This is a genomic window from Pseudomonas sp. NFR09 (assembly GCF_900111535.1).
Taxonomy (GTDB): domain Bacteria; phylum Pseudomonadota; class Gammaproteobacteria; order Pseudomonadales; family Pseudomonadaceae; genus Aquipseudomonas; species Aquipseudomonas extremorientalis.
Window position 1 is genome coordinate 347,886 of record NZ_FOIH01000005.1, and the last position, 22,949, is coordinate 370,834.

18 protein-coding genes, 1 tRNA gene and 1 pseudogene are annotated in these 22,949 nt (G+C 62.1%); 12 read left to right on the forward strand and 8 right to left on the reverse strand.

Translation table 11 applies throughout. The annotated features are described in order from the left end of the window. Positions 1–19 precede the first annotated feature (19 nt). From BMX59_RS14320 to BMX59_RS14335, 4 genes are all read left to right on the forward strand, one after another. Complete coding sequence (locus BMX59_RS14320) at positions 20–622, forward strand: DsbA family protein (protein ID WP_172832155.1); 603 nt, start codon at positions 20–22, stop codon at positions 620–622. Then, a complete protein-coding gene (locus BMX59_RS14325; RefSeq protein WP_093122477.1) occupies positions 615–2,417 on the forward strand; it encodes an ABC transporter ATP-binding protein in 1,803 nt (600 codons plus the stop codon). The genes BMX59_RS14320 and BMX59_RS14325 overlap by 8 nt, the downstream gene beginning before the upstream one ends. Before the next feature lie 71 nt (positions 2,418–2,488). Continuing rightward, the gene (locus BMX59_RS14330) at positions 2,489–4,951 is read left to right on the forward strand and encodes an EAL domain-containing protein (RefSeq protein WP_092243250.1); all 2,463 of its coding nucleotides are present in this window, start codon (positions 2,489–2,491) and stop codon (positions 4,949–4,951) included. A 78-nt stretch (positions 4,952–5,029) separates the two neighbouring features. Beyond that, on the forward strand, positions 5,030–5,797 hold the full coding sequence (locus BMX59_RS14335; RefSeq protein WP_371914374.1) for an iron-containing redox enzyme family protein: 768 nt from the start codon (positions 5,030–5,032) through the stop codon (positions 5,795–5,797). 182 nt (positions 5,798–5,979) lie between these two features. Here BMX59_RS14335 and BMX59_RS14340 read toward each other — a convergent pair whose 3' ends face one another. The 4 genes from BMX59_RS14340 to BMX59_RS14355 all read right to left on the reverse strand — a co-directional run bounded on the left by BMX59_RS14340 (position 5,980) and on the right by BMX59_RS14355 (position 10,628). Continuing rightward, positions 5,980–6,906: a GGDEF domain-containing protein gene (locus tag BMX59_RS14340; protein ID WP_093122483.1), complete on the reverse strand. Its 927-nt coding sequence runs from the start codon at positions 6,904–6,906 to the stop codon at positions 5,980–5,982. A 307-nt stretch (positions 6,907–7,213) separates the two neighbouring features. After that, positions 7,214–8,488, reverse strand: coding sequence for an MFS transporter (locus tag BMX59_RS14345; protein ID WP_093122489.1), 1,275 nt, complete (start codon positions 8,486–8,488; stop codon positions 7,214–7,216). Between the two features lie 46 nt (positions 8,489–8,534). Beyond that, positions 8,535–9,689: an acyl-CoA dehydrogenase family protein gene (locus BMX59_RS14350; protein ID WP_071490741.1), complete on the reverse strand. Its 1,155-nt coding sequence runs from the start codon at positions 9,687–9,689 to the stop codon at positions 8,535–8,537. 69 nt (positions 9,690–9,758) lie between these two features. Next, positions 9,759–10,628, reverse strand: coding sequence for an IclR family transcriptional regulator (locus tag BMX59_RS14355; RefSeq protein ID WP_093122493.1), 870 nt, complete (start codon positions 10,626–10,628; stop codon positions 9,759–9,761). Positions 10,629–10,835: 207 nt separating this feature from the next. On the opposite strand from BMX59_RS14355, the gene BMX59_RS14360 reads away from it, so the two are divergent. The 3 genes from BMX59_RS14360 to BMX59_RS14370 are packed head-to-tail and all read left to right on the forward strand — an operon-like array spanning position 10,836 to position 14,454. Continuing rightward, a complete protein-coding gene (locus BMX59_RS14360; protein WP_371914372.1) occupies positions 10,836–11,663 on the forward strand; it encodes an enoyl-CoA hydratase in 828 nt (275 codons plus the stop codon). 2 nt (positions 11,664–11,665) lie between these two features. Further along, on the forward strand, positions 11,666–13,195 hold the full coding sequence (locus BMX59_RS14365) for a 3-hydroxyacyl-CoA dehydrogenase (protein WP_093122501.1): 1,530 nt from the start codon (positions 11,666–11,668) through the stop codon (positions 13,193–13,195). A gap of 26 nt (positions 13,196–13,221) precedes the next feature. Continuing rightward, positions 13,222–14,454, forward strand: a complete 1,233-nt coding sequence (locus BMX59_RS14370) for a CaiB/BaiF CoA transferase family protein (protein WP_092243269.1) — start codon at positions 13,222–13,224, stop codon at positions 14,452–14,454. Here the strand turns inward: BMX59_RS14370 and lldD are convergent. Further along, positions 14,451–15,581, reverse strand: coding sequence for an FMN-dependent L-lactate dehydrogenase LldD (lldD, locus tag BMX59_RS14375; RefSeq protein ID WP_058424979.1), 1,131 nt, complete (start codon positions 15,579–15,581; stop codon positions 14,451–14,453). The two genes, BMX59_RS14370 and lldD, sit on opposite strands and share 4 nt — an antisense overlap. A 100-nt stretch (positions 15,582–15,681) precedes the next feature. Here lldD and BMX59_RS14380 point away from each other — a divergent pair. Beyond that, positions 15,682–16,579: pseudogene (locus tag BMX59_RS14380) on the forward strand (LysR family transcriptional regulator). 60 nt (positions 16,580–16,639) lie between these two features. After that, positions 16,640–16,715 (forward strand) — tRNA-Asn (locus BMX59_RS14385). Positions 16,716–16,901: 186 nt separating this feature from the next. On the opposite strand, the gene BMX59_RS14390 is transcribed toward BMX59_RS14385, so the two are convergent. Then, positions 16,902–17,849 (reverse strand): helix-turn-helix transcriptional regulator, encoded by a 948-nt coding sequence (locus BMX59_RS14390; protein ID WP_092243278.1) that lies wholly within the window; start codon positions 17,847–17,849, stop codon positions 16,902–16,904. A 173-nt stretch (positions 17,850–18,022) separates the two neighbouring features. Between BMX59_RS14390 and BMX59_RS14395 the strand changes: the two genes are divergently transcribed. From BMX59_RS14395 to BMX59_RS14405, 3 genes are read left to right on the forward strand one after another with little or no spacing between them, the layout of a single operon-like run. After that, the gene (locus tag BMX59_RS14395) at positions 18,023–18,451 is read left to right on the forward strand and encodes a hypothetical protein (RefSeq protein ID WP_071492789.1); all 429 of its coding nucleotides are present in this window, start codon (positions 18,023–18,025) and stop codon (positions 18,449–18,451) included. A gap of 3 nt (positions 18,452–18,454) precedes the next feature. Next, positions 18,455–19,816 carry a M48 family metallopeptidase gene (locus tag BMX59_RS14400; RefSeq protein ID WP_256572960.1) on the forward strand — a complete coding sequence of 454 codons (1,362 nt, stop codon included), beginning with the start codon at positions 18,455–18,457 and terminating at the stop codon, positions 19,814–19,816. A gap of 3 nt (positions 19,817–19,819) precedes the next feature. Continuing rightward, positions 19,820–20,488 carry a hypothetical protein gene (locus tag BMX59_RS14405; RefSeq protein ID WP_256572961.1) on the forward strand — a complete coding sequence of 223 codons (669 nt, stop codon included), beginning with the start codon at positions 19,820–19,822 and terminating at the stop codon, positions 20,486–20,488. A gap of 86 nt (positions 20,489–20,574) precedes the next feature. Here the strand turns inward: BMX59_RS14405 and BMX59_RS14410 are convergent, their stop codons facing one another. Both BMX59_RS14410 and BMX59_RS14415 read right to left on the reverse strand, forming a co-directional pair. After that, positions 20,575–21,861: a CitMHS family transporter gene (locus BMX59_RS14410; protein WP_093122509.1), complete on the reverse strand. Its 1,287-nt coding sequence runs from the start codon at positions 21,859–21,861 to the stop codon at positions 20,575–20,577. Positions 21,862–21,969: 108 nt separating this feature from the next. Then, positions 21,970–22,896 (reverse strand): SMP-30/gluconolactonase/LRE family protein, encoded by a 927-nt coding sequence (locus BMX59_RS14415; RefSeq protein ID WP_093122513.1) that lies wholly within the window; start codon positions 22,894–22,896, stop codon positions 21,970–21,972. Positions 22,897–22,949 lie beyond the last annotated feature (53 nt).

The following is a 22,949-nucleotide window of genomic DNA, read 5'->3' on the forward strand; positions in this document are numbered from 1 at the left end:
GCTCTATGTGATGGACCCGATGTGTTCCTGGTGCTGGGGCTTTGCCCCGGTGGCCGAGGCGTTGGTGGAGCAGGCCCAGGCGGCCGGCGTGGAGCTGCACCTGGTGGTGGGCGGCTTGCGTACCGGCAGTGGCGCGGCGCTGGAGCCGACCACGCGGCGCTATATCCTGGAGCACTGGCAGGCGGTGACCGACGCCACCGGCCAGCCGTTCAAGCGTGACGGCGCACTGCCTGACGGTTTCGTGTATGACACGGAGCCGGCGTGCCGCGCCATCGTCACGGCGCGCAGCCTGGCGCCGGATTGTGCATGGAAGCTGCTGGGGCTGATCCAGCGCGCGTTTTATGTCGAGGGCCGCGACGTGACTCTCGCCAGTGTGCTGGTGGAACTGGCCGAACAGGCGGGCATCCCGCGCATCGAGTTTGCCGGCGAATTCGACCGCGCCGAGCAGCACGCCGCCACCGCTGCCGATTTTACCTGGGTACAGGACCTGGGCATCGCCGGTTTCCCGACGCTGCTGGCCGAGCGCAATGGCCAGTTGGCGTTGCTGACCAACGGTTACCAGCCGCTATCCGAGCTTTCGCCTTTGCTGGGCCGATGGCTGGAGCGAGCCACCTGTGCATGAGCAACCTCAAGGCACCGACCGCCTGACCTGGGCGGAAATCCGCCGCCTGGCCCTGCGCCACAAGAAGTCACTGTGGATTGCCAATGGCGTCGCCGTGCTGGCGACCCTGTGCAGCGTGCCCATCCCTTTGTTGTTGCCGTTGCTGGTGGATGAAGTGTTGCTGGGCCGTGGCGATGCCGCGCTCAAGGTGATGAACCACGCCTTGCCCCTGGGCTGGCAGAAAGCCGCCGGCTATATCGGCCTGATGTTGCTGGTGACGCTGTTCCTGCGCTGCGGCGCGCTGGTGTTCAATGTGGTACAGGCGCGGCTGTTTGCGCGGTTGGCCAAGGACATCGTGTACCGCATCCGCGTGCGCCTGATCGAGCGGCTCAAGCGTATTTCCCTCGGCGAATACGAAAGCCTGGGCAGTGGCACGGTCACCACCCACCTGGTCACCGACCTGGACACCCTGGACAAATTCGTCGGCGAAACCCTCAGCCGGTTCCTGGTGGCGATGCTTACGTTGGTGGGCACGTCGGCAATCCTGGTGTGGATGCATTGGCAACTGGCGCTGCTGATCCTGCTGTTCAACCCGTTGGTGATCTACGCCACGGTGCAGTTGGGCAAACGCGTCAAACACCTGAAGAAACTGGAGAACGACAGCACCTCGCGGTTTACCCAGGCCCTGACCGAAACCCTGGATGCCATCCAGGAAGTGCGCGCCGGCAACCGCCAGGGCTTCTTCCTCGGGCGCCTCGGCCAGCGGGCCCAGGAAGTGCGCGACTACGCGATCCATTCCCAGTGGAAAACCGACGCATCGAGCCGCGCCAGCGGGTTGTTGTTCCAGTTCGGCATCGACATCTTCCGTGCGGCGGCCATGCTCACGGTGCTGTTCTCCGACCTGTCCATCGGCCAGATGCTCGCGGTGTTCAGCTACCTGTGGTTCATGATCGGCCCGGTGGAGCAGTTGCTGAACCTGCAGTACGCCTATTACGCGGCGGGCGGAGCGCTGACGCGGATCAACGAATTGCTGGCGCGGTCCGATGAACCGCAATACGCGGGCGGCGAAGACCCGTTTACCGGGCGCGAAACCGTCGGCATCGAAGTACGTGGCCTGAATTTCGGTTATGGCGAAGACCTGGTCCTCGACCAGTTGAACCTGGCCATCGCGCCCGGCGAGAAGGTCGCAATCGTCGGCGCCAGCGGCGGTGGCAAAAGCACCCTGGTGCAATTGCTGCTGGGCCTGTACACGCCCCAGGCCGGGACGATCCGCTTTGGCGGTGCCACCCAGCAGGAAATCGGCCTGGAGACCATCCGCGAGCACGTCGCCGTGGTGCTGCAACACCCGGCGCTGTTCAACGACACCGTGCGCGCCAACCTGACCATGGGCCGCGAGCGCAGTGACCAGGCCTGCTGGCAGGCATTGGAAATCGCCCAGCTGGATGCGACCGTCAAGGCGTTGCCCATGGGCCTGGACAGTGTGGTGGGGCGTTCCGGGGTGCGGTTTTCCGGCGGCCAGCGTCAGCGCCTGGCGATTGCGCGCATGGTGTTGGCCGAACCGAAAGTGGTGATCCTCGACGAAGCGACTTCCGCCCTGGACGCCGCCACCGAGTACAACCTGCACCAGGCACTGGCGCGCTTCCTCAGCGGCCGTACTACACTGATCATCGCCCACCGCCTGTCGGCGGTTAAGCAGGCAGATCGAGTGTTAGTGTTCGACGGCGGTCACATTGCAGAGGATGGCGACCATCAGCAATTGATTGCTGACGGTGGTTTGTACGCCAAACTCTATGGGCACTTGCAACAAGTACGTTGATTTAGCCTAGGCTGAGCTATCGGAAGCGGTGTTTCGCGTGCGTATCCAGCAGTGCATGTGCAAGGGGCTTCATGAAGCAAAAGCGGACTCTCGGAACGCCACGGTTGTTGGGCATTGTCTGGCCCTTTATCGCCGTGGTGCTGTTCCAGGCATTGTTGGGTTGTGTCAGCCTCTACGTGCTCTCGGCGGTGCGCGGTTATGTGGCTGGCGAAAGCCTGTGGTCCAAGGGCCAGAAAGACGCGATCTACTACCTGACGCTGTATGCCGACAACCGCGACGAAACCACCTACCTCAAATACCAGCAGGCGATCGCCGTGCCCCAGGGCGGGCATGAACTGCGTGTCGCCCTGGACCGCTCCACCCCTGATCTTGCGGCCGCTCGGTCGGGTATCCTCAAGGGCGGCAACCACCCGGATGACGTCGCCAGTCTGATCTGGCTGTACCTCAACTTCCGCCATTTCAGCTACCTGGAAAAAGCCATCGAACTTTGGACCGTGGGCGATGGCTACCTGGTGCAACTGGATGACCTGGCGCGCGAGATGCACGGTGCAATCACCCGTGACCAGGTCAGCGCCAACGATGTGCGCCAATGGAAGGCGCATATCACCGCCATCAACGAAGGTGTGACGCCCGCTGCCAAGGCGTTCAGCGATGCCCTGGGCGAAGGTTCGCGGATGATCCTGCGGCTGCTGGTGATCACCAACCTGGCCACGGCACTGGGCCTGATTGTGCTGGCGCTGTTGCGCACGCATAAACTGCTGGCCCAGCGCCATGCCTTTGCCGACGCTCTGCAGCAAGAGAAGGAGCGGGCGCAGATCACCCTGGAGTCGATTGGCGACGGGGTGATTACCACTGATGTCGATGGCGCCATCACCTACATGAACCCGGCGGCCGAGGCGCTGACCCACTGGAATTCTGCCCAGGCCCAGGGGCTGCCCCTGGCGGCGCTGTTCAATCTGCTGGATGACAATGCCCAGCCCGATGGCTTTACCCTGATCGAACATATCGTCAAGGGCCAGCTCGGCGGCGGCAGCGAGCATTCGAAAACCATCCAGCGCCTGGATGGCAGCACGGTCTCGGTGACCCTGGTGGGCGCGCCGATCCGCAGCGCCGGCAAGGTGACCGGGGCAGTGCTGGTGCTGCACGACATGACCCAGGAGCGTCAATACATCGCCAACCTGTCCTGGCAGGCGACCCATGACGCCCTGACCGGCCTGGCCAACCGCCGTGAGTTCGAGTACCGCCTGGAGCAGGTGCTCCACCCCATGGGGACGCAGCAGGGCGGGCGGCATGCGCTGATGTTCCTCGACCTGGACCAGTTCAAGTTGGTCAACGACACCTGTGGCCATGCGGCAGGCGACGAGTTGTTGCGGCATATCTGCGCGCTGTTGCAATCGGACCTGCGTGAAGGTGACACCCTGGCGCGCCTGGGCGGCGATGAATTCGGCATTCTGCTGGAGAACTGCCCGGCGGCCGCGGCTGAAAAAATCGCCGAGAGTCTGCGTCATACGGTGCAAAGCCTGCACTTCGTATGGAAGGGCCGGCCGTTCATGACCACCGTCAGCATCGGCCTGGTGCACCTTGGGCATACCCCGACGACCCTGGAAACCTCACTGCGCGCCGCCGACATGGCGTGCTACATGGCCAAGGAAAAGGGCCGCAACCGCGTGCAGGTCTACCACGCCGACGACTCGGAATTGTCCGTGCGCTTCGGCGAAATGGCCTGGGTGCAGCGCCTGCACATGGCCCTGGAAGAAAACCGGTTCTGCCTCTACGCCCAGGAAATCTCACCCTTGGGGCACACTGACGGTGGCGATGGGCACATCGAGATCCTGCTGCGCCTGCATGACGAGGCTGGCCGCATCATCCTTCCGGACAGCTTTATCCCAGCCGCCGAACGCTATGGCTTGATGACGTCCCTGGACCGCTGGGTAGTAGAAAATGTGTTCAAGATCATCAGCCGATGCCTGCAGGAGCGCCCGGGGCGTCCCATGGCGATGTGTGCGATCAACCTGTCAGGCATCACCATTGGCGATGATGACTTCCTCGGGTTTTTGCGTGAGAAGTTTCATACATACAATATTCCACCGGGCATGATCTGTTTTGAAATTACTGAAACCAGCGCAATTGCAAATTTGGGCAGTGCGATCCGATTTATCAATGAACTCAAAGCCTTGGGTTGTCATTTTTCGCTGGATGACTTTTGTGCCGGAATGTCCTCGTTCGCATATCTCAAACATTTACCTGTAGACTTCCTGAAGATCGATGGAAGTTTCGTAAAGGATATGCTGGACGACCCGATTAACCGCGCGATGGTCGAAGTGATCAACCACATCGGCCATGTCATGGGTAAGCGCACAATTGCAGAGTTTGTCGAGACACCGCACATCGAACAGGCGTTACTCGAAATTGGTGTGGATTACGCTCAGGGCTACCTGATTGAACGACCGCAATTGTTTACCTTTGATAGCTTGCAGTGTCGACCTGTGCGGCCGCAGCCTCTGTTATTCAAGGCGCCCGGCACATTCCGCTGAAAACTTTGCTGGTCTGTACAATCACACTTAAAAAGGAGCCTTACAGTGATCGACACATTCAACAGAACCGGCCCGCTTATGGAAGCCTCGAGTTACCCCGCCTGGGCTCAGAAACTGATCCTGGACTGTAGCGAGAGCAAGCGCCGAGTTGTCGAACACGAACTGTACCAGCGCATGCGCGACAACACGCTCAGCGCCAAGACCATGCGCCACTACCTGATCGGTGGCTGGCCGGTGGTGGAGCAGTTTGCCTTGTACATGGCACAGAACCTCACCAAGACCAAATTCGCCCGCCATCCTGGGGAGGACATGGCGCGGCGTTGGCTGATGCGCAATATTCGCGTGGAACTCAACCACGCCGATTACTGGGTCAATTGGGCCCGTGCCCACGGCGTGAGCCTGGACGAATTGCAAGCCCAGGACGTACCGCCGGAGTTGCATGCCCTCAGCCATTGGTGCTGGCACACCAGCTCGGCCGATTCGTTGATCGTGGCCATTGCCGCGACCAACTACGCGATTGAAGGCGCAACCGGCGAGTGGTCCGCCGTGGTGTGTTCCACCGGTGTCTACGCGGCGGCCTTCCCCGAGGAAGAACGCAAGCGTGCGATGAAGTGGTTGAAGATGCATGCCCAGTACGATGACGCCCACCCGTGGGAAGCGCTGGAAATCATCTGCACCCTGGCCGGGATGAACCCCACCAAGGCATTGCAGGCGGAACTGCGCCAAGCCGTGTGCAAAAGCTACGACTACATGTATTTGTTCCTGGAAAGCTGCATGCGTCTGGAGAAAGAAAAAGCCCCAGCGGTGATGCGTGAGCGCCAGGCGCGGGTTGCCAGCGAGGCTTGATGTAACCATTGTGGCGAGCGGGCTTGCCCCGCGTTGGGCCGCGAAGCGGCCCGCTTTTTATTCAAAAAGCATGGGACTGCTGCGCAGTCCAACGCGGGGCAAGCCCGCTCGCCACAACATGCCCGATTACCCCAACAAGCCTTATTGCCACAGTAAGCCAGTTCGCTACAGCTGAAGGGGGTTTACCCCGCCATCGCCAGGCGGTTGCGGCCTTCGCGCTTGGCCACGTACAACGCGCTGTCGGCCCGGCGCAGCAGGCTTTCGGCAGATTCGGCGGGCAGCAAGGTCGAGCAACCCAGGCTCACCGTCAATTCGATCCGCGTTCCGTCCGCCCAATAATCCTGGGCTTGTGTCGCCTGGCGCAGGCGTTCGCCAACCATCTTCGCCGCATCGCGGCCGGTGTTGGACAGCAGGATCAGAAACTCTTCCCCGCCATAACGAAACACCATGTCCACGTTACGCAGCTGGCTCTTGATCGATGCCGCCACAGTGCGCAGCACGTTGTCGCCGGCGGCATGGCCGTGGGTGTCGTTGATGGTCTTGAAGTGGTCGATGTCCAGCATCAGCAAGGACAGCGGGTTCAGGTGGCGGCGCGCCATGTCGATTTCCCGCTGCAGGGTCTGGTCCATGGCGATGCGGTTGCCGGTCTCGGTCAGTGGGTCACGCAGCGCGCTGCGGGTGGCGGCACGGTAGAGCAGGGCGTTGCGCATCGGGTAGAGCAGGGTCGCCAGCAGCGATTCAAGTTGGCCGAGTTCTTCTTCCGCCAGGCGCTGGTTGCGCCGGAAGATCAGCTCGCCCAAGTGCTCGCCTTCATGGCTCAGGCTGTAGCTCATCGAGTGATGGCCGCGATGGCCGAACTCCAGGCGCAGGTCGCTGGCCTGGTGACGGTAGTGCAGGGCGTCCAGGGGCACCAGGCGTTGGATCTCACGGAAGAACACCGCGAGAATGCGCTCCGGTTCCAGGCTGGTTTGCAGTTGCTGGCCCAGTTGCTGGCGAAGTTCGATAACGGTGGTGGGGCGGCGCGGCAGGAGGGCGGGTTGACCAAAGCCCAGGCGTTGCAATTTGGCACTGTCAAAGTCAATTGCATGGGTCTGGGTAGGTGTTTTCATAACCGTTCGGCCTCTAAGCACTCAGCTGTCTTACAGGCTCGATGAGAGTGGCGAATGCCAGGCGTCTTACTGTTCCTTCAGTTCCGTAAAACATGAATTACAGTCTAGACCGCTTTACCGTGGGTTATAACCCCTGGGCACTGCCGCACGTCTTGTCATCGCTTAACCTGCTTGGAGAGGGTTAGAGCGAGTTTCATGCCACATTCGTTCAATTAAATAAAAAGCCTTACAAATCAAGCGACTGTTTTTATCGTTAAAAACAGTCTCCGAAGGATGACGCCAGTTATTTGGCAAGCGGGCACCGCGCTTACTGTTTTTGCGGATCGAACTGTTTATCGCGAATAAACAACGCCGGGATGACGCCGCAGATGAAGTACGCGCCGCCCATTACCAGGAACCCCATGCCGATGGAGCCGTGGGACGCCAGGAAACCAATGGCTGCCGGTGCCACTGCCGCACCAATGCGCCCGATGTTGTAGGCCCCGCCCACTGCCGAACCACGAAACTTCGCCTCGAAGCTTTCGGTCATGTAGGTGGCATTCACGCCATAGGGAATCCCGTACAGGAAACCGAACACCACCAGCATCCACAAGATGTTCTCCGGGCTCTGGAACAACACGATGACCGGCAGGAAGACCGCCGTGCCCAGGGCGCCAAACGCAAACACGGCGCGACGTCCCAGGCGGTCCGCCGCCAACCCCGCAAGGATCTTGCCGAAGATCATCGCGGCGTAGGTGCCGACCATATAGCTGGTCATCGACTTGAAGTTCATCCCCAGTTCGCTTTCCAGGTAGGACGGCATCCAGTTGTTCACACCGTAGTAGCCGAACTGCAGGAAGCCTGCGGTCAAGGCCCAGAGCAGGAACATGCGGCTGGCCTTGGGGTCGCTGAAGATCAGCTTGAACATGCCGTCGGGCTTTTTCTGCTGGGCTTGCAGGGTGCCATTGGCTTTCTCCTGCGCGCGCTCGGCGCGTGCGGTCAGCCAGGCTTGAGGCTCTGGCACCAGGCGTTGCATCAGCACGGCGAGGATCACCGGGATGATCGCCACGTAGAACAACCAGCGCCAGCCGTGTTCGGGCAGGATCCAGCCTGCCAGCAGCGTGGCGACGATGTACCCCACCGACCAGCCAGCCTGCAGGGTGCCGAGCACGGTGGTGCGGTAGCGGGTCGGCACGTATTCGGCCATCAACGTGTTGCACGCCACATACAGCGCGCCCAGGCCGAGGGAGGCGAAAAACCGCGTGCTCGCGAACTGCCAATAGCTGTGGGTCATGCCCAGGATCGCCGTGCCCACGGAGAACAGCACGATGCTCCACACCACGGTTTTGACCCGGCCGAAGCGGTCACAGGCCCAGCCCCCGTAGATGCCACCAATAGCCATGCCTGCCAGGGTGAAACTGCCCAGGCTGCCGGCCTCGACGCTGGTCAGGCCGAACTCGGCCTTGAGGCTGCTGAGGCTGTAGGACAGCAACATCAGGTCTGCGCCATCGATCAACAGGCCGAGGAAGCAGAAGATAAAGACAATGATCCACAGTTTGCTTTTTGCAGGCGACAACGCGCCCGCCGATGCGGCGACTTCCATAGCGATACCTTGTTGTAGTTGTTAGGGCATTGGGTATGGGTGGTGCTCAGCGTTGCGCCGCACGAATCATGTTGCGGGCAATCACCAATTGCTGGATCTGCGTGGTGCCTTCGTAGAGGCGGAACAGGCGCACATCTCGGTAGAAACGTTCAATGGCGTACTCGCTGATATAGCCGGCGCCGCCGTGGATCTGCACACAGCGGTCAGCGACGCGACCGCACATCTCGGTGGCGAACATCTTCGAGCAAGAAGCTTCGGTGCCGATGTCCCGGCCTTCGTCACGCTTGCGGGCGGCGTCGAGCACCATGCAGCGCGCCGCATAGATTTCGGCCTTGCTGTCGGCGAGCATGGCCTGGATCAGCTGGAACTCGGCAATCGGCTGGCCGAATTGCTTGCGTTCGATCGCGTAGTTCAGCGCGTCACCCAGCATGCGCTCGGCGGCGCCCACGCTGACGGCGGCGATGTGCAGGCGGCCTTTGTCGAGGACCTTCATGGCGGTCTTGAAACCCACGCCTTCCACGCCACCGATCAACTGGCTGGCTGGCACGCGGACGTTGTCGAAGATCACGTCGCTGGTGTGCGCGCCGTGCTGGCCCATCTTGTGATCGCGCTTGCCCAGGGACAGGCCTGGCGTGTCACGTTCGATGATGAACGCGCTGATACCGCCCGAGCCGCGGATCGCCGGGTCGGTTCGCGCCATCACCGTGAAAATCCCGGCGTGGGGTGCGTTGGTGATAAAGCGCTTGGTGCCGTTGATCACGTAGTGGTCGCCATCGCGTACGGCGGTGGTTTTCAGCGAGGCGGCGTCGGAGCCGGAGTCGGGTTCGGTGAGGCAGAACGAGCTGAGCAGCGCGCCGCTGGCCAGCAGCGGCAGGTAATGTTCCTTCTGCGCGTCGGTGCCGTCGAGCAGGATGCCGATGGAGCCGATGCCATTGTTGGTGCCGAAGTACGAACGGAAGGCCGGGGAGGTGCGCCCCAGTTCAAAGGCGATGGTCACCTCTTCTTCCATGGTCAGGCCCAGGCCGCCGTAGGCTTCGGGAATGGTCAGGCCGAACAGGCCCATGTCCTGGAATTGGCTGATGATGTCCGCCGGGATTTCATCGGTTTCGGCGACTTCGTTTTCCCGTGGGATCAGCGCTTCATCGACGAACTGCGCAATGGCGTCCACCAGGATATGCAGGGTTTGTGCGTCTCGGATCATGTGCAGCCCTCAGCGGCCCGTTCGGCGGGCCTGTTATCGTCAATCTGCCGAGGCCATGCACCTGTCCAGCTAGCGCGTGGCGGCCTCGATATTGTTCACCATGTGCTTGAGGCGGGGGCCGATGTCGTCTTCGAGTTTCTCCCGGGAGAGGTGGAAACTCGGTCCGCCACAGTTGAACGCCAGCAAGCCGTGTTGTGCGTGTCGCAGCGGTACGGCGATGGCGTTGACATCGCGGTGCCACTCACCGATCGACATGCAATAGCCGAAATCGGTGTAGTCCCGGAAGGCGCGTTCCAGCCCCTTGCGGATGTTCGGCCAGTCCTCCAGATGGCGCTGGCGGATGTGGTCGAGAATGAACTCCCGCTCGTTTTCCGGCATCGCTGCCAGGCAGGCGCGGCCTGCTGAACTCAGGTGCAACGGTAACCGTGTACCGACCTGGCGGCGCATGGTCATGTTGGCTTCGCCCTGGACCACATCCAGGTACACCGCGTCGAGGCGGTCGCGGGTGGCCATCGCGACGGCCGCCTGGGCGTACTTGGCCATGGTCTCCATCAACGGGTGGGCCACGGCGCGGATCGACAGGTTCGACAACATGGCGTAACCGAAGGCCATCACGCCCACCTCCAACTGGTACCGGCCCGACTGCGGCAGGTGCCTGAGGTAACCCAAGCGGGTCAGGGTGTGGGTCATGCGGGTGATCGTCGGTTTCGGCAGCCCGGTCTTGCGCGCCAGTTCCTGGTTGCCCAGCACACTCTCGCTCGGCGTGAAACAGCGCAGCAGTTCCAGGCCACGGGCCAGGGCGGTGACGAACTGGCGGTCCTTGTCTTCCTCCTCATCGCTGTGCATCGGGTCAATCAACAAATGCTCGAAGGCGTTGTTGCCTGCTGGGACTTGGTTGTTGTCCGAGTCCGGGTTTCGACGGCGCATGTTAAGCCTCATTTTTTTATAAAATCAACAAAACAAAATAGTATTCCGCACAGCGAAACTAAGCAACTTTTTGCTTGGCGATTATTTGATGCGATAAACCCCGATAAAACAGCAGGTTAAAGACTGTATGTGCATGAGTTCGGGTTTTTACGTTTACACCTGTGGGGACGATACTTATGATTATCGATAAATACGGAATGTTATTTCGCATAGCGAAACATGCGCAATCCAACTAACAAGAACAGTGCAGCAGGAGTCAATGTGACCAACGCTAACCCACCCGTGGTGACCCTCGATGTCCAGGACAATGGCGTGGCCGTGGTCCGTATCCATCGACCCGAAGTCAAGAACGCCCTGAATGCCCAGGTACGTGAGGCGCTCGCCGAGCACTTCCGCGCTTTGGCTCGCCGTCAGGATGTGCGCGCTATTGTGCTGACGGGGGGCGAACAGTTCTTCGTCGCTGGCGCGGATATCAAGGAGTTCGCCGCCGCCGGGGCGATCGATATGTACCGCCGCCACACCGAATATCTGTGGGAAGCCATCAGTCGCTGCCCCAAGCCGGTGATCGCGGCCGTCAATGGTTTTGCCCTGGGCGGTGGCTGTGAGCTGGCGATGCATTGCGACCTGATCGTGGCGGGTGAATCGGCGCGGTTTGCCCAGCCGGAGGTCAAGCTGGGCTTGATGCCGGGGGCGGGCGGCACCCAGCGGCTGGTGCGGGCGGTGGGTAAATTCCAGGCGATGCGCATTGCGCTCACCGGCTGCATGGTCAGCGCGAAGGAAGCCTTGGCCATGGGCATGCTCAGCGAGATGGTCAGCGACGATCAGACACTGCCCCGCGCCCTGGAACTGGCCGCGCTGATCGCCGCGCTGCCGCCGTTGGCGGTGGAGCAGATCAAGGAGGTGATGCTGGCCGGTGCCGACCTGCCGCTGGAAAGCGCCCTGGTGCTGGAGCGCAAGGCGTTCCAATTGTTGTTCGACTCCAAGGACCAGAAGGAGGGCGCTGCGGCGTTCTTCGAAAAACGCACGCCGCAGTACCGGGGGGAATAAGCATGAGCGACGCTATCAACACGATGGGCCTGGTGGGCACCGGTGTCATGGGCGCGGGCATTGCGCAAATCGCTGCTCAGGCCGGTGTTCGGGTATGCCTGTTCGATGCTCGCGACGGCGCTGCGCAAGCGGCTCGTGACAGCCTCGGTGGTACATTTGCGAAGTTGGTGGGCAAGGGCAAGATCAGCCAGGCGGCGGTGGACGCAGCGTTGGCCAACTTGCAGGTGATCGACCGCCTTGAGGATCTGCGCGATTGCGACCTGGTGGTCGAAGCCATCGTGGAAAACCTCGACGCCAAACGCGGCCTGTTGCAACAGCTTGAAGGTATTGTCAGCCCCACGTGCATCCTGGCGACCAACACGTCTTCACTCTCCGTCACGGCCATCGCCACTGGTTGCCGGCACCCCGAGCGTGTGGCGGGCCTGCACTTCTTCAACCCGGTGCCGTTGATGCGCGTGGTGGAGGTGATCGATGGCCTGGCCACCGCGCCCAAGGTCGGTGAGGCATTGCTGGCCCTGGTTGCACGCACCGGCCATCGCGGCGTGCGCGCCAAGGACACGCCTGGTTTCATCGTCAACCACGCCGGCCGGGCCTACGGCACCGAAGCCCTGAAGATGCTGGAAGAAGGCATCGCCGAGCGCGGCGATATCGACCGTATCCTGCGCGACGGCGCCGGGTTTCGCATGGGGCCGCTGGAGCTGCTGGACCTCACCGGCCTGGACGTGTCGCACCCGGTGATGGAGTCGATCTACAACCAGTTCTACCAGGAGCCCCGCTACAAACCGTCGCTCCTGACCCGGCAGATGCTGGTGGGCGGCCGCCTGGGGCGCAAGACCGGGCACGGCTTCTATCAGTATGAACACGGCCAGCTCATCAACGGCCCGCAACCCCAGCCGGTGCCCACGGTGCAACCGCTGCCACCGGTGTGGATCGCCACGGAAAACAGTGAAGACTACGAGCGCTTGAGTGCCCTGGTGATCGACCTGGGCGCCCATCTGGAACACGCTGCGCAACCGTCGCCACAGGCGTTATGCCTATTGGCGCCTTACGGCCGCGATGCCACCAGCACGTGCGTGCACTTCGATACCGACCCGGCGCGCACGCTGTGCATCGATGTGCTGACGGACCTGTCGCGCCACCGCACGCTGATGCAAAACCCGCTGACGGCCCCGGCGATGCGCGATGCCGCTCACGCCTTGCTCGCAGCGGATGGTGTGGGCGTCACGGTGATCGGCGACAGCGTTGGTTTTGTGGCCCAACGCACCTTGGCGATGGTGGTCAACCTCGCCTGCGACATTGCCCAGCAGCGCATCGCCAGTGTCGAGGATATCGACCAGGCCGTGCAGCTCGGCCTGGGCTACCCCAGCGGCCCGCTGGCCTGGGGCGATGCCCTCGGGCCACGACGCCTGCTCACGATTTTGCAGCGCATGAGCGAGCTCACCCACGACCCGCGCTACCGCCCCAGCCCGTGGTTGCGGCGGCGGGCGCTGCTGGGGATTTCCCTGCGCCATGAAGCGCCGAAAGCCGGCTGATTTCCCAACCTCACAGGATAAGAACAATGGGTGCATTGACAGGTTTGCGGGTGCTGGATCTGAGCCGTGTGTTGGCCGGCCCCTGGTGTGGGCAAGTGTTGGCTGACCTTGGCGCGGAAGTGGTCAAGATCGAACGCCCGAAAAGCGGCGACGACACCCGTGCTTGGGGCCCGCCGTGGATGAAGACCGACACCGGTGAGTCGTCCGGCGAGGCGTCGTACTATCAGTCGACCAATCGCGGCAAGTTATCCGTGGCCATCGACATTGCCACTCCCGAAGGCCAGGAGTTGGTACGGGCATTGGCGGCGAGTTCCGATGTGTTGATCGAGAACTATAAAGCAGGCTCCCTGGCCCGCTACGGCCTGGACTACGCAACCCTGGCCGAGCTCAACCCGCGCCTGGTGTATTGCTCCATCACCGGTTTCGGCCAGACCGGCCCGCGTGCCGAGGAGCCGGGCTACGACTTCATCATCCAGGGCATCGGCGGCCTGATGAGCATCACCGGCGAGCGCGATGACCTGCCCGGCGGCGGCCCACAAAAAGTCGGCGTGGCGTTCTCCGACCTGATGACCGGCCTGTATTCCACCGTGGCGATCCAGGCCGCGCTGCTCAGCCGTGAGCGCACCGGCGTGGGCCAATACATTGATATGGCGTTGCTGGATGTGCAGGTCGCGACCTTGGCCAACCAAAGCATGAACTACCTGGCCTCGGGCAAGGTGCCGCAGCGTTATGGCAATGCCCACGCCAATATCGTGCCTTACCAGGTGTTCCGTGCCGCCGACCGCGACTTCATCATCGCCTGTGGCAACGACAGCCAGTTTGTCGCGCTGTGCCAGAGCATCGGCCTGGCGCATCTGCCGGACGACCCACGCTTTCGCCGCAACGCCGACCGCGTGGCCCATCGCGAAGAGATAGTCGCGCTGCTTTCGGCGCACTTTCTGGGGCGCAGTGCCGATGAGTGGGTGGCGTGTATCCATGCCTCGAAGGTGCCGGTGGGGGCGATCAACTCCATCGCGCAATCCCTGGAAGAACCCCAGGTGATCGCGCGCAACCTGATGGTGAAGATCCCCCATCCGCAAAACCCGGAGTTCGCCATGGTCGGCAGCCCGATCAAAATGTCCGGCACCCCCGTGGAGTACCAGCGGCCGGCGCCGAGGCTGGGGCAGCACACCGACGACATCCTCGGCGAGCGGTTGGGCTTGTCACCGGAGCAACTGGCCCGACTCAAGGCCCGCGGGATCGTTGAACAGCAGGGTTAGACCAGGGTGGTGCGGTCGATCTGCGCGATGGACGTGACGCCAGTCAGGGTCATGGCCACGCGCATTTCCTTGGCAAAGATGTCCAGCAGGTTTTCCACGCCGTGCTGGCCATCGGCGGCCAGCGCGTAGGCGGTGGCGCGTCCCAGCAGGCACGCCTTGGCACCCAGGGCGAGCATGCGCACCACATCCAGCCCGGAACGGATGCCGGAATCCACCAATACGGTGAGGTCATCGCCCACTGCATCGGCAATCGGCGGCAAGGCTTTGGCGGTGGACAACACGCCGTCCAATTGGCGGCCGCCGTGATTGGAGACCACGATGCCATCGGCGCCGAAACTCACCGCATCCTTGGCGTCCTGGGGGTCGAGGATGCCTTTGATGATCATCGGGCCTTTCCAGAACTCGCGGATCCACTCCAGGTCTTTCCAGCTGATCGACGCGTCGAAATTGTTCGCCAGCCAGCCGATGTAGTCTTCCAGGTGGGTGGGTTTGCCCAGGTATTTGGAGATATTACCCAGGTCATGGGGGCGCCCCATCAACCCCACATCGAAGGCCCATTGCGGCTTGGCGACGGCTTGCAGCATGCGTCGCTGTGCGGCGAACGGGCCGGACATACCCGAATGGGCATCGCGATACCGTGCGCCGGGCGTGGGCATGTCCACGGTAAATACCAGCGTCGTCACACCGGCCGCTTGCGCGCGCTCCAGCGCGTTGCGCATGAAGCCGCGGTCCTTGAGCACATACAACTGGAACCAGATCGCTTGCGCACTTTGCGACGCCACTTCTTCAATCGGGCACACCGACACCGTCGACAGGCAGAACGGGATGCCCTTGTTCGCCGCCGCCTTGGCCGCCTGCACTTCACCGCGCCGCGCATACATGCCGGTCAGGCCGACCGGGCTGAGGATCACCGGCATGTCGAGTTCCTGGCCGAACACCGTGGTCTTCAGGCTCAGGTTGTCCACATTGCGCAGGATGCGCTGGCGCAGGCTGATCTCGGCCAGGTCCGAACTGTTCGCACGCATCGTGTGCTCGGCGTAGGCGCCGCCGTCGATGTAGTCGAACAGGAAGCGCGGCAGCTTGCGCTTGGCGGCTGCGCGGTAGTCGGAGGCGGACGAGATGATCATTTTTAGAGGCTCCACGGGCAAGGTGGCTTCAGGATAGGCAATTCTCTGGCATGATAAAAACAACTTTTATCGCTGGCAGCCAGTCGCCAAAGGAATACTGATGAACCTGAGAACATTGCGTGCCTTTGTTGAAGTGGTGCGCCAGGGCGGATTTTCCCAGGCTGCCGAGGTGGTGTCCTTGACTCAATCCAGCGTGAGCAAGGCGGTCAAGACCCTGGAAGACGAACTGGGCACGCCGCTGCTCAATCGCCTGGGCCATCGCAACGAACTCACGGCGGCCGGCGAAATTGCCTACCGTCGCGCCCTGGTGCTGCTCGCCGAGCGCAATGACCTGGTGGCCGAGATCAACGACCTGTGTGGCCTCAAGCGCGGCGTACTGCGCATCGGCCTGCCGCCGGTGGGGTTGCGGCGTGCTGTTCGCGACGATGTTCGCCACCTACCGCAGCCGTTACCCGGACATCGACATCGAACTGACCGAATACGGCAGCAAAAAACTGCGCGAATGCCTGGAAGCAGGGGAGGTCGACCTGGCTGCGCTGCTGCTGCCGGTGGACGAAGACTTCGACTTCCAGCCCGTGCGCAACGAACCGTTGATGGCGGTGCTGCCCATCAGCCACCCGCTGGCCCGCCTTGAACGTATCGACTTCACCGACCTGGCCGATTCGCCGTTCATCCTGTTTGAAGCCGGCTTCGCCCTCAACGCCAAGATTCTCGCCGCCTGCGAGCGCAAAGGCGTCACCCCCAAGGTGACCGCCCGCAGCGGGCAGATCGACTTCATCATCGACCTGGTCGCCGCCGGCCTGGGCGTAGCCTTCGTGCCACGCATGCTGGCGCACAAACACCAACACCCCGGCATCGCCCTGATCCCCCTGGACGAACCCCACACCGACTGGCACATCGCCCTGGCCTGGCGCGCCAGCGCCCACCTGCCACCCGCCGCCCTGGCCTGGCTGGAACTGGCCAGGGAGCACGCCGTTTCAACCGGCCATCCGGTTTAATCACGCCGAGTGCCAGAGAAAGCTTGACTTCTCCTTTTCAATCAGTAACATACGGCGCATTCCGCGATAGCTCAGTTGGTAGAGCAAATGACTGTTAATCATTGGGTCCCTGGTTCGAGTCCAGGTCGTGGAGCCAGATAGCGACATAAAGAGAAGCCTGCAGCGATGCAGGCTTTTTTTTGCCTTGGATTTCTCTGAGGGTGATCAAAGCGCACAGCGTGACCCGCATGAAGCCGTCTCTGATCCTACGATTCAGAGGGAAGCCCCATGAAAGTCGCTGCAGTGGTTTCAACCAAAGACGGCAGGGTTGGCGTAGCGAACGTCATGATTCAGCCCCTGGCGGATGACCGAAATACGCCTTGTAGGCGTGGTTGAAGTTGGCAGGGTTGGCGTACCCCAGGCGGTGGGCAATCTGCGCCACGTGCCATTTGCGCTGGCGCAGCAGGGTGCGCGCCAGTTCCAGGCGCTGCTGGCGCACGTAATCGAGCATCGATTGGCCGTACACCCGGCTGAAGGCACGTCTGAGGGTGGTCTCACCCACGCCCAGTTCCCGTGCCAGCGCCAGCGTGCCGGGTGGTTTCATCAGGTTTGCGTCGAGCTTGAAGCGTGCTTCATGTGCCAGGTCCGAATGGCTGCGCAACGGGGCCGTGGGCTTGGCCGGTTGTGGCGCCAGGTGCGTGGCCAGCTCGACCAGCACGGCCAGGCTCAGGCTTTCCTGGTTCAGCCGTTCCAACGCCCCCTGGTAGGGCGAGTGATAAAGGCGCTCGAACAAACGCCCGACGGCGCGACAGCCGTGCAGTTCTGAAAAGTGCATGCCATCGTCGAGCAGCCTGGCCAGCGATTGCAGTGACGGGTCTTCTTCGGCCAATTGGCGCAGATAGTCGCCGCCGATGCGCAGCCCGGCCATGCGCGCACGGCTGCCGGCAGGCATCTGGTCCATGGCTTCCATGCTTTCGCTCAAGCCCAGCACATGGGGCGCGCCGGGGGTGTATTCATTTAGCCGACCGTCTACCCGATGCTGCCATTGCCCACCCAGTACCTGCACGATGCACACGCTGTCGGGCAGCACCTTGTGGATGCGTAACGGTTCGGGGAACTGCAGATCGCAGTCGAAATACTGCAGGTGCGGCCGCACCGTCTGCGCACGGTAATGGCCGATCGCGCTGCCCATGACCTGCTGCGCGCTGTCATCGAATACACCGGCCTGGTCCAGGGCCTCTGGGTGATCGAAGCAGAAGTGGGTGTCCAGATAGGGGTTGCGGCGGTCCATTGGCAAAAACGTCCGTCAGAGCGGGTGGGCAGCGTTGCATGATATCGACATCGGGCAGGCCGATCAGTTGTTGTGAGCCACGGCCTTATTATTGTGCGCCACGGCCGCACCGCTTGGCAGGCGTCGGCGCGTTGATTTCAATGGTCGGCTTTGAACTGTCGAGGAAGCCGTAAATGTTGATATATCGCAAGTGGGCAGCGCTGCTGGGCCTGGTTCTGGCCGTGATCGCGGGGATCGCCCAGGCTGACAACCGCCCGGAAGTCGCGGAAAAAGTGCTGGCCTATGCCGGCGAAGGCGGCGTGAAAGTCTGGACCCTGCGCATCGGCGCGCGCAGTGACAATCAGGCGCTGGTGCAGGTAGAGGGCGTGGACCACGACTGGAACATGAAGATCCAGAAAATGGCCGTGGAAAAGACCGGCAAGGACACCCGCTATTCCACCACCGTGGACGGCCAGAAGTTCGTCGTGCTGGTGCTGCGTCAAGGCTGGGGCGAGCTGTACTTGCCCGGAGACGCTCAAGCGTTGAACGTTGGCTATGACGAGTTCCTGTCCAGCCAAGGCAATGCGCAGGCATTCCTGACCGATTATTTGCAGGCCAACTGAGCAGTGGGTCGATTCGCACGGTGGTCGTGGGCGCTGACGATACTGGTACTGCCGCTGGCCCTGATGGGGTGGGCCAGTCTGCAGAGCTGGCGCGCCGATGAAGTGCTGCGGGAGGCGCAAAGTGTCAACGGCGACTACGCCTGGCTGCGTGTGCGTCAGGCCCTGGCGGGGTTGGCGTACTGGCTGGCCATCGCCGCGTTGGTGGCCGGGCTCTCAACATGGCTCAAGATGCGGCTGGACGCATGGCGCGCGCGGCAATCCAAGGATTTTCTTTACGGCCGTCTGTTCCTCTGCTGGCGTGCTCTGGGCCACTGGTTGGTGGCCTACACCGGGCTGCTGGTCTGCGCGCTGGCGCTGTGCCTGCTGTATGAACTGAGCTGGGGCTGGAGCCACTTCAAGGCCGGCGGCTGGTTCATGCTGTTGGTGGCGGTGCCAGTGATTACCGTGCTCTGGACAGGCTGCCGGTTGATTGAGCGGCTGCGCCGGCAATGGCACGCCTTGGACCGGCCTTCCTCGGCGTTTCTGGGCCAAACCCTGGGGCGCGCCAAGGCACCGGCCTTATGGGCATGGGTTGAGCAACTGGCCAATACGGCCGGCGCGCCGGTGCCCGACCATATCGTGGTGGGCATCGACCAGGCGTTTTTCGTCACCAGCGTCGATGTCGCGCTGCGACCCGCCGGTGACGTGCTCAGCGGGCGCACCCTTTACTTGCCGCTGACCTACCTCTCGAGCCTGAGCCAGGCCGAAGCGGCGTCGATCATCGGCCATGAGCTGGGCCATTTCAGCAGTCGCGACACCGAACGGGGCAGCGAGATCGGGGCGCATTTCAGCCTGATGTGCCTGCACTTTTCGTATATCAGCGCTGGGGATGCCGACCCGGCGTGGGTCGAGCGCCCGGCAATCTGGATGACGCAGCGTTTCCTGCACCACTTTCAACTGGCGGTGCACCACTGGGGCCGCGCCCAGGAATTGGTCGCAGATAGGGTGGGCGGCAACATCGGCGGCGAGCGCTTATTCTGCCAGGCACTGTTACGCGTTATCGCGCTCGACGGTGAGATCCACACGCTGCTCACCGAGCGCCACCCGAACCTGATCCAGGCACTTGCCGACCACCTGCTTCATACACCGCTGCGCTTGGACAAGGCAGCGCTGGACCATGCCATCGCGCACCCGTTCGATACGCACCCACCGACAGCACTGCGCATGCAGCAACTGGGCGTGCGACTGGATGACGACCTGCTGGCCCAGGCCACTCGCGTGCCTACCGAGCACGACCGCCACTGGTTCAGCCAACTCACCCATGCATCGTCCTCCGATGTCGGGCTGCCTGTATCACCGCCTATATCAATCGCTCAAGGAGAATGACCCATGACCCAACCCTCCGATCCGCTGTCGGATCTCGCCAGCACACTCAGTCAGGAATATGCCGACTCCCGCGAAGCTCAGCGCGAGCGTGCGATTGCCGAACTCGAGCAGGTCATCCATCGCGTGCCCGAGCAGACCGAATTCACCAATTCGCGCCGTTACAAGGTGCGCGGTCCGCTGTTTTTGCTGATTGCCCTGGGCTTGCTGGGCTTCGGGCTGCACCGAGGTTACAACGGCTTGGCCGTGTGTGCCGCGGTGATGGCCGTGGTGTTCGTACTGCTCACTTGGCAGCACCGCAACGCCGGGCAACATGCCTTTATGCGCCTGACCCGCCGCCAGTTGTTTGTGGACACCTTGAGTGCGCCGGTCGATCTCGTCGAAATTGCCGACGTCAGCGTCAGTGAGGAAGGCTGGCTGACCGTGCAGAAACTGATTTTGCGACCCGGTGCGCCCCTGCCTGTGCATCGCGCCACGCGACAGCTGTTCGGCAACCAGGCGCTGGCCCTGAACAAACCCCAGCCGCAGATCCTGATTCAATCCGCCGGCCTGATGCATGAGGGCCATACCCTGGATGACGACCAGATCGCAGGCATCCTCAACGCCTATTGCCAAGCCGCCCAGGCCCAACAACATCTTGATGCGCTGCGCCAGGGCACTCAGCGCGATTCCTGAGCGGTTGTACGGTAGAGCCGGTTCAGGGTTGTTGAAATTGCCTCACTGCATTGACATCCAGATCCGCAAATCAACCTGTTGAGCATTCAGTTTATGACGGTGATCGCGCCAGTTGCGATGGCCGCGATCAACATCACCAGCACGGTGCCGAAGGTCCACTTCAGCGAGACCCGCTGGTTATCGCCATAGTCAATGTCCAGCAGCCCGCACAGTAGGTAAGTGGAGGCCACCAGCGGGCTGAGCAGGTGCACTGGCTGGCCGATCAACGATGCGATGGCCATTTCGTGGGGGCCGATGCCGTAGTGGGCAGCGGTTTCGGCGAGGATGGGCAGCACTCCAAAATAGAACGCGTCGTTGGTCAGGACGTAGGTGAACGGCATGCTGAGCAGCGCGGTGATGACTGACATGCCGTGGCCAGCCTGCTCTGGCAGGATGGCGATCAGGTTATCGGAGATAGCCTTGATCATCCCGGTGCCGCCCATGATGCCGACGAAGATGCCCGCCGCAAAAATCAGCAGGGTCACGGCCAGCACGTTGTCGGCGTGCCGACCGATGACTTCCTTCTGCTGTTTGAGCGTCGGGTAGTTGATCAGGCAACCCAGGCCGAAGGCGACCATGAACAGGATCGGCAGCGGCATCAGGCTGAGCATCATCGAGCTGATGAGGGCGACCGTCAGGACCCCATTGAACAGAAATTTCGGGTCGCTCAGGCGAACGTGTGCGTAGCCTTCGAGCACCTTGTCTTCGCTGACGCTGACAATACCCAAACGGCGGTATTCCATTCGACCTAGCCACCAGGCGGCAAAAATCACCCATACACCGCCAGCAATCATGATGGGAACCATCTGTAAAAACAGCTCGGTGATGTCGACGTGCATGGCACTGGCCGCTCGCGAAAACGGCCCGGCCCACGGCAGGATGTTCATCACCCCGATGGCCAGCAGTAACACGGTGGCCATGACCTGCAAACGAATGCCGGTCAGACGATACAGCGGCAAAAAAGCTGCTGTGGCGATGATGTACGTGGTTGCGCCGTCGCCGTCCAGGCCGACGCACAACCCCAGCACGGCGGTGCCGACAACGATCTTGCGCGGATCGCCCTTGACCAGCCGCAACAGCACCTTGATCAGCGGGTTGAACAGACCGGCGTCGGTCATCATGCAGAAATACAGGATCGCGAAGGTCAACATGATGCCAGTGGGAGCGAGCATCTTCACGCCGTCGTACATCATGCCGCCCAGTTGCGTGGCGAAACCGCCGAGGCAACCGAAGAGGATCGGCACCAGCAGCAGCGCCACCAGCGGTGAAAGGCGCTTGCTCATGATCAGGTACATGAAGCAGACGATCATGGCGTAGCTCAGAAAGATCAACATGGGCATCCCTTTTATTGGTTTTGTAGGGGGCGAGCGCGGGACGGCTCGCGTTCTTCGGGCCGAACGAAGCCGGTGCGGCAGGCACACAGGATTCAGCGTGTTGCGGGTTTAGTGGTGCGAGAACATCGGCTGGCCGCTATGGGGCAGGTCGGCGACCAGGATGGAACCGGTAGAAGAGTCGGTGATGAACATTTGCCGATTGCCCTCGCCACCGAACGCCAGGTTGGTCAGGGTGCGGCCTTGGGTGCACGAGCGAATGCGGTACAGCGGCACGGCGTGAGGGTCGAACACCCAGACGCAGCCGTTACCGGCATCGCACACATACAGATTGCCTTCGCTGTCCAGCGCCATGCCGTCGGCGCCACTGACGCCCCCGGCCATGGCGGTGAAAATGCCCGCCTTGCTGGTGCCGCCGTCGCGTTGGATCGGCAGGCGCCAGACAGCGTTGCCCCGAGTCATCGCCACGAAGAGCGCGTTCTGCGCGAGGTCCATGACAAGGCCGTTGGGGCTCGGGCCGTTGTCGATCAGACGCGTGAGGGTCTGCTTTTCCAGATCATAGGCGTAGACGCGACCGGTCGGGTCCTGCTGCCCGGTCTGGCCCTGATCGGTGAAGTACAGCTTGCCGCCGGCATCGAAGAATAGGTCGTTGACACCCTTGAAGCCTTCGCTGCGACTGTGAGTGAGGAACGGCGTCACCGCGCCGGTGTGCGGAGCGAGCGTCAGGATCCCTTGCTTGTAATCGGCGATGAAAATCCGCCCGTCGCGGTGGATTTTCAAACCGTTGGGCCAGCCATCGTACTCGGCGATCAACGTCCAGTGGCCTTGAGGGTCGATGCGCAGGATGCGGCCGTAGGGAATGTCGGTGACGTACAGGTTGCCGTCCCGGTCGAAGGACGGCCCTTCGAGAAAGCTTTTGACCTTCTGCCCTGGTTTGTTGGCGCGTACCCAGTCGGAGTCGCCGTCTTTCCAGAATTCTTCGGGCAGCGTGGTGAACACGCGGGTCGACAAATCGCGAGGCGGGGCATACAGGCTCACAGGATCAGCTCCTACGGGGGCGAACGGAAAGCACCGATCTTGCTGGTGACGAG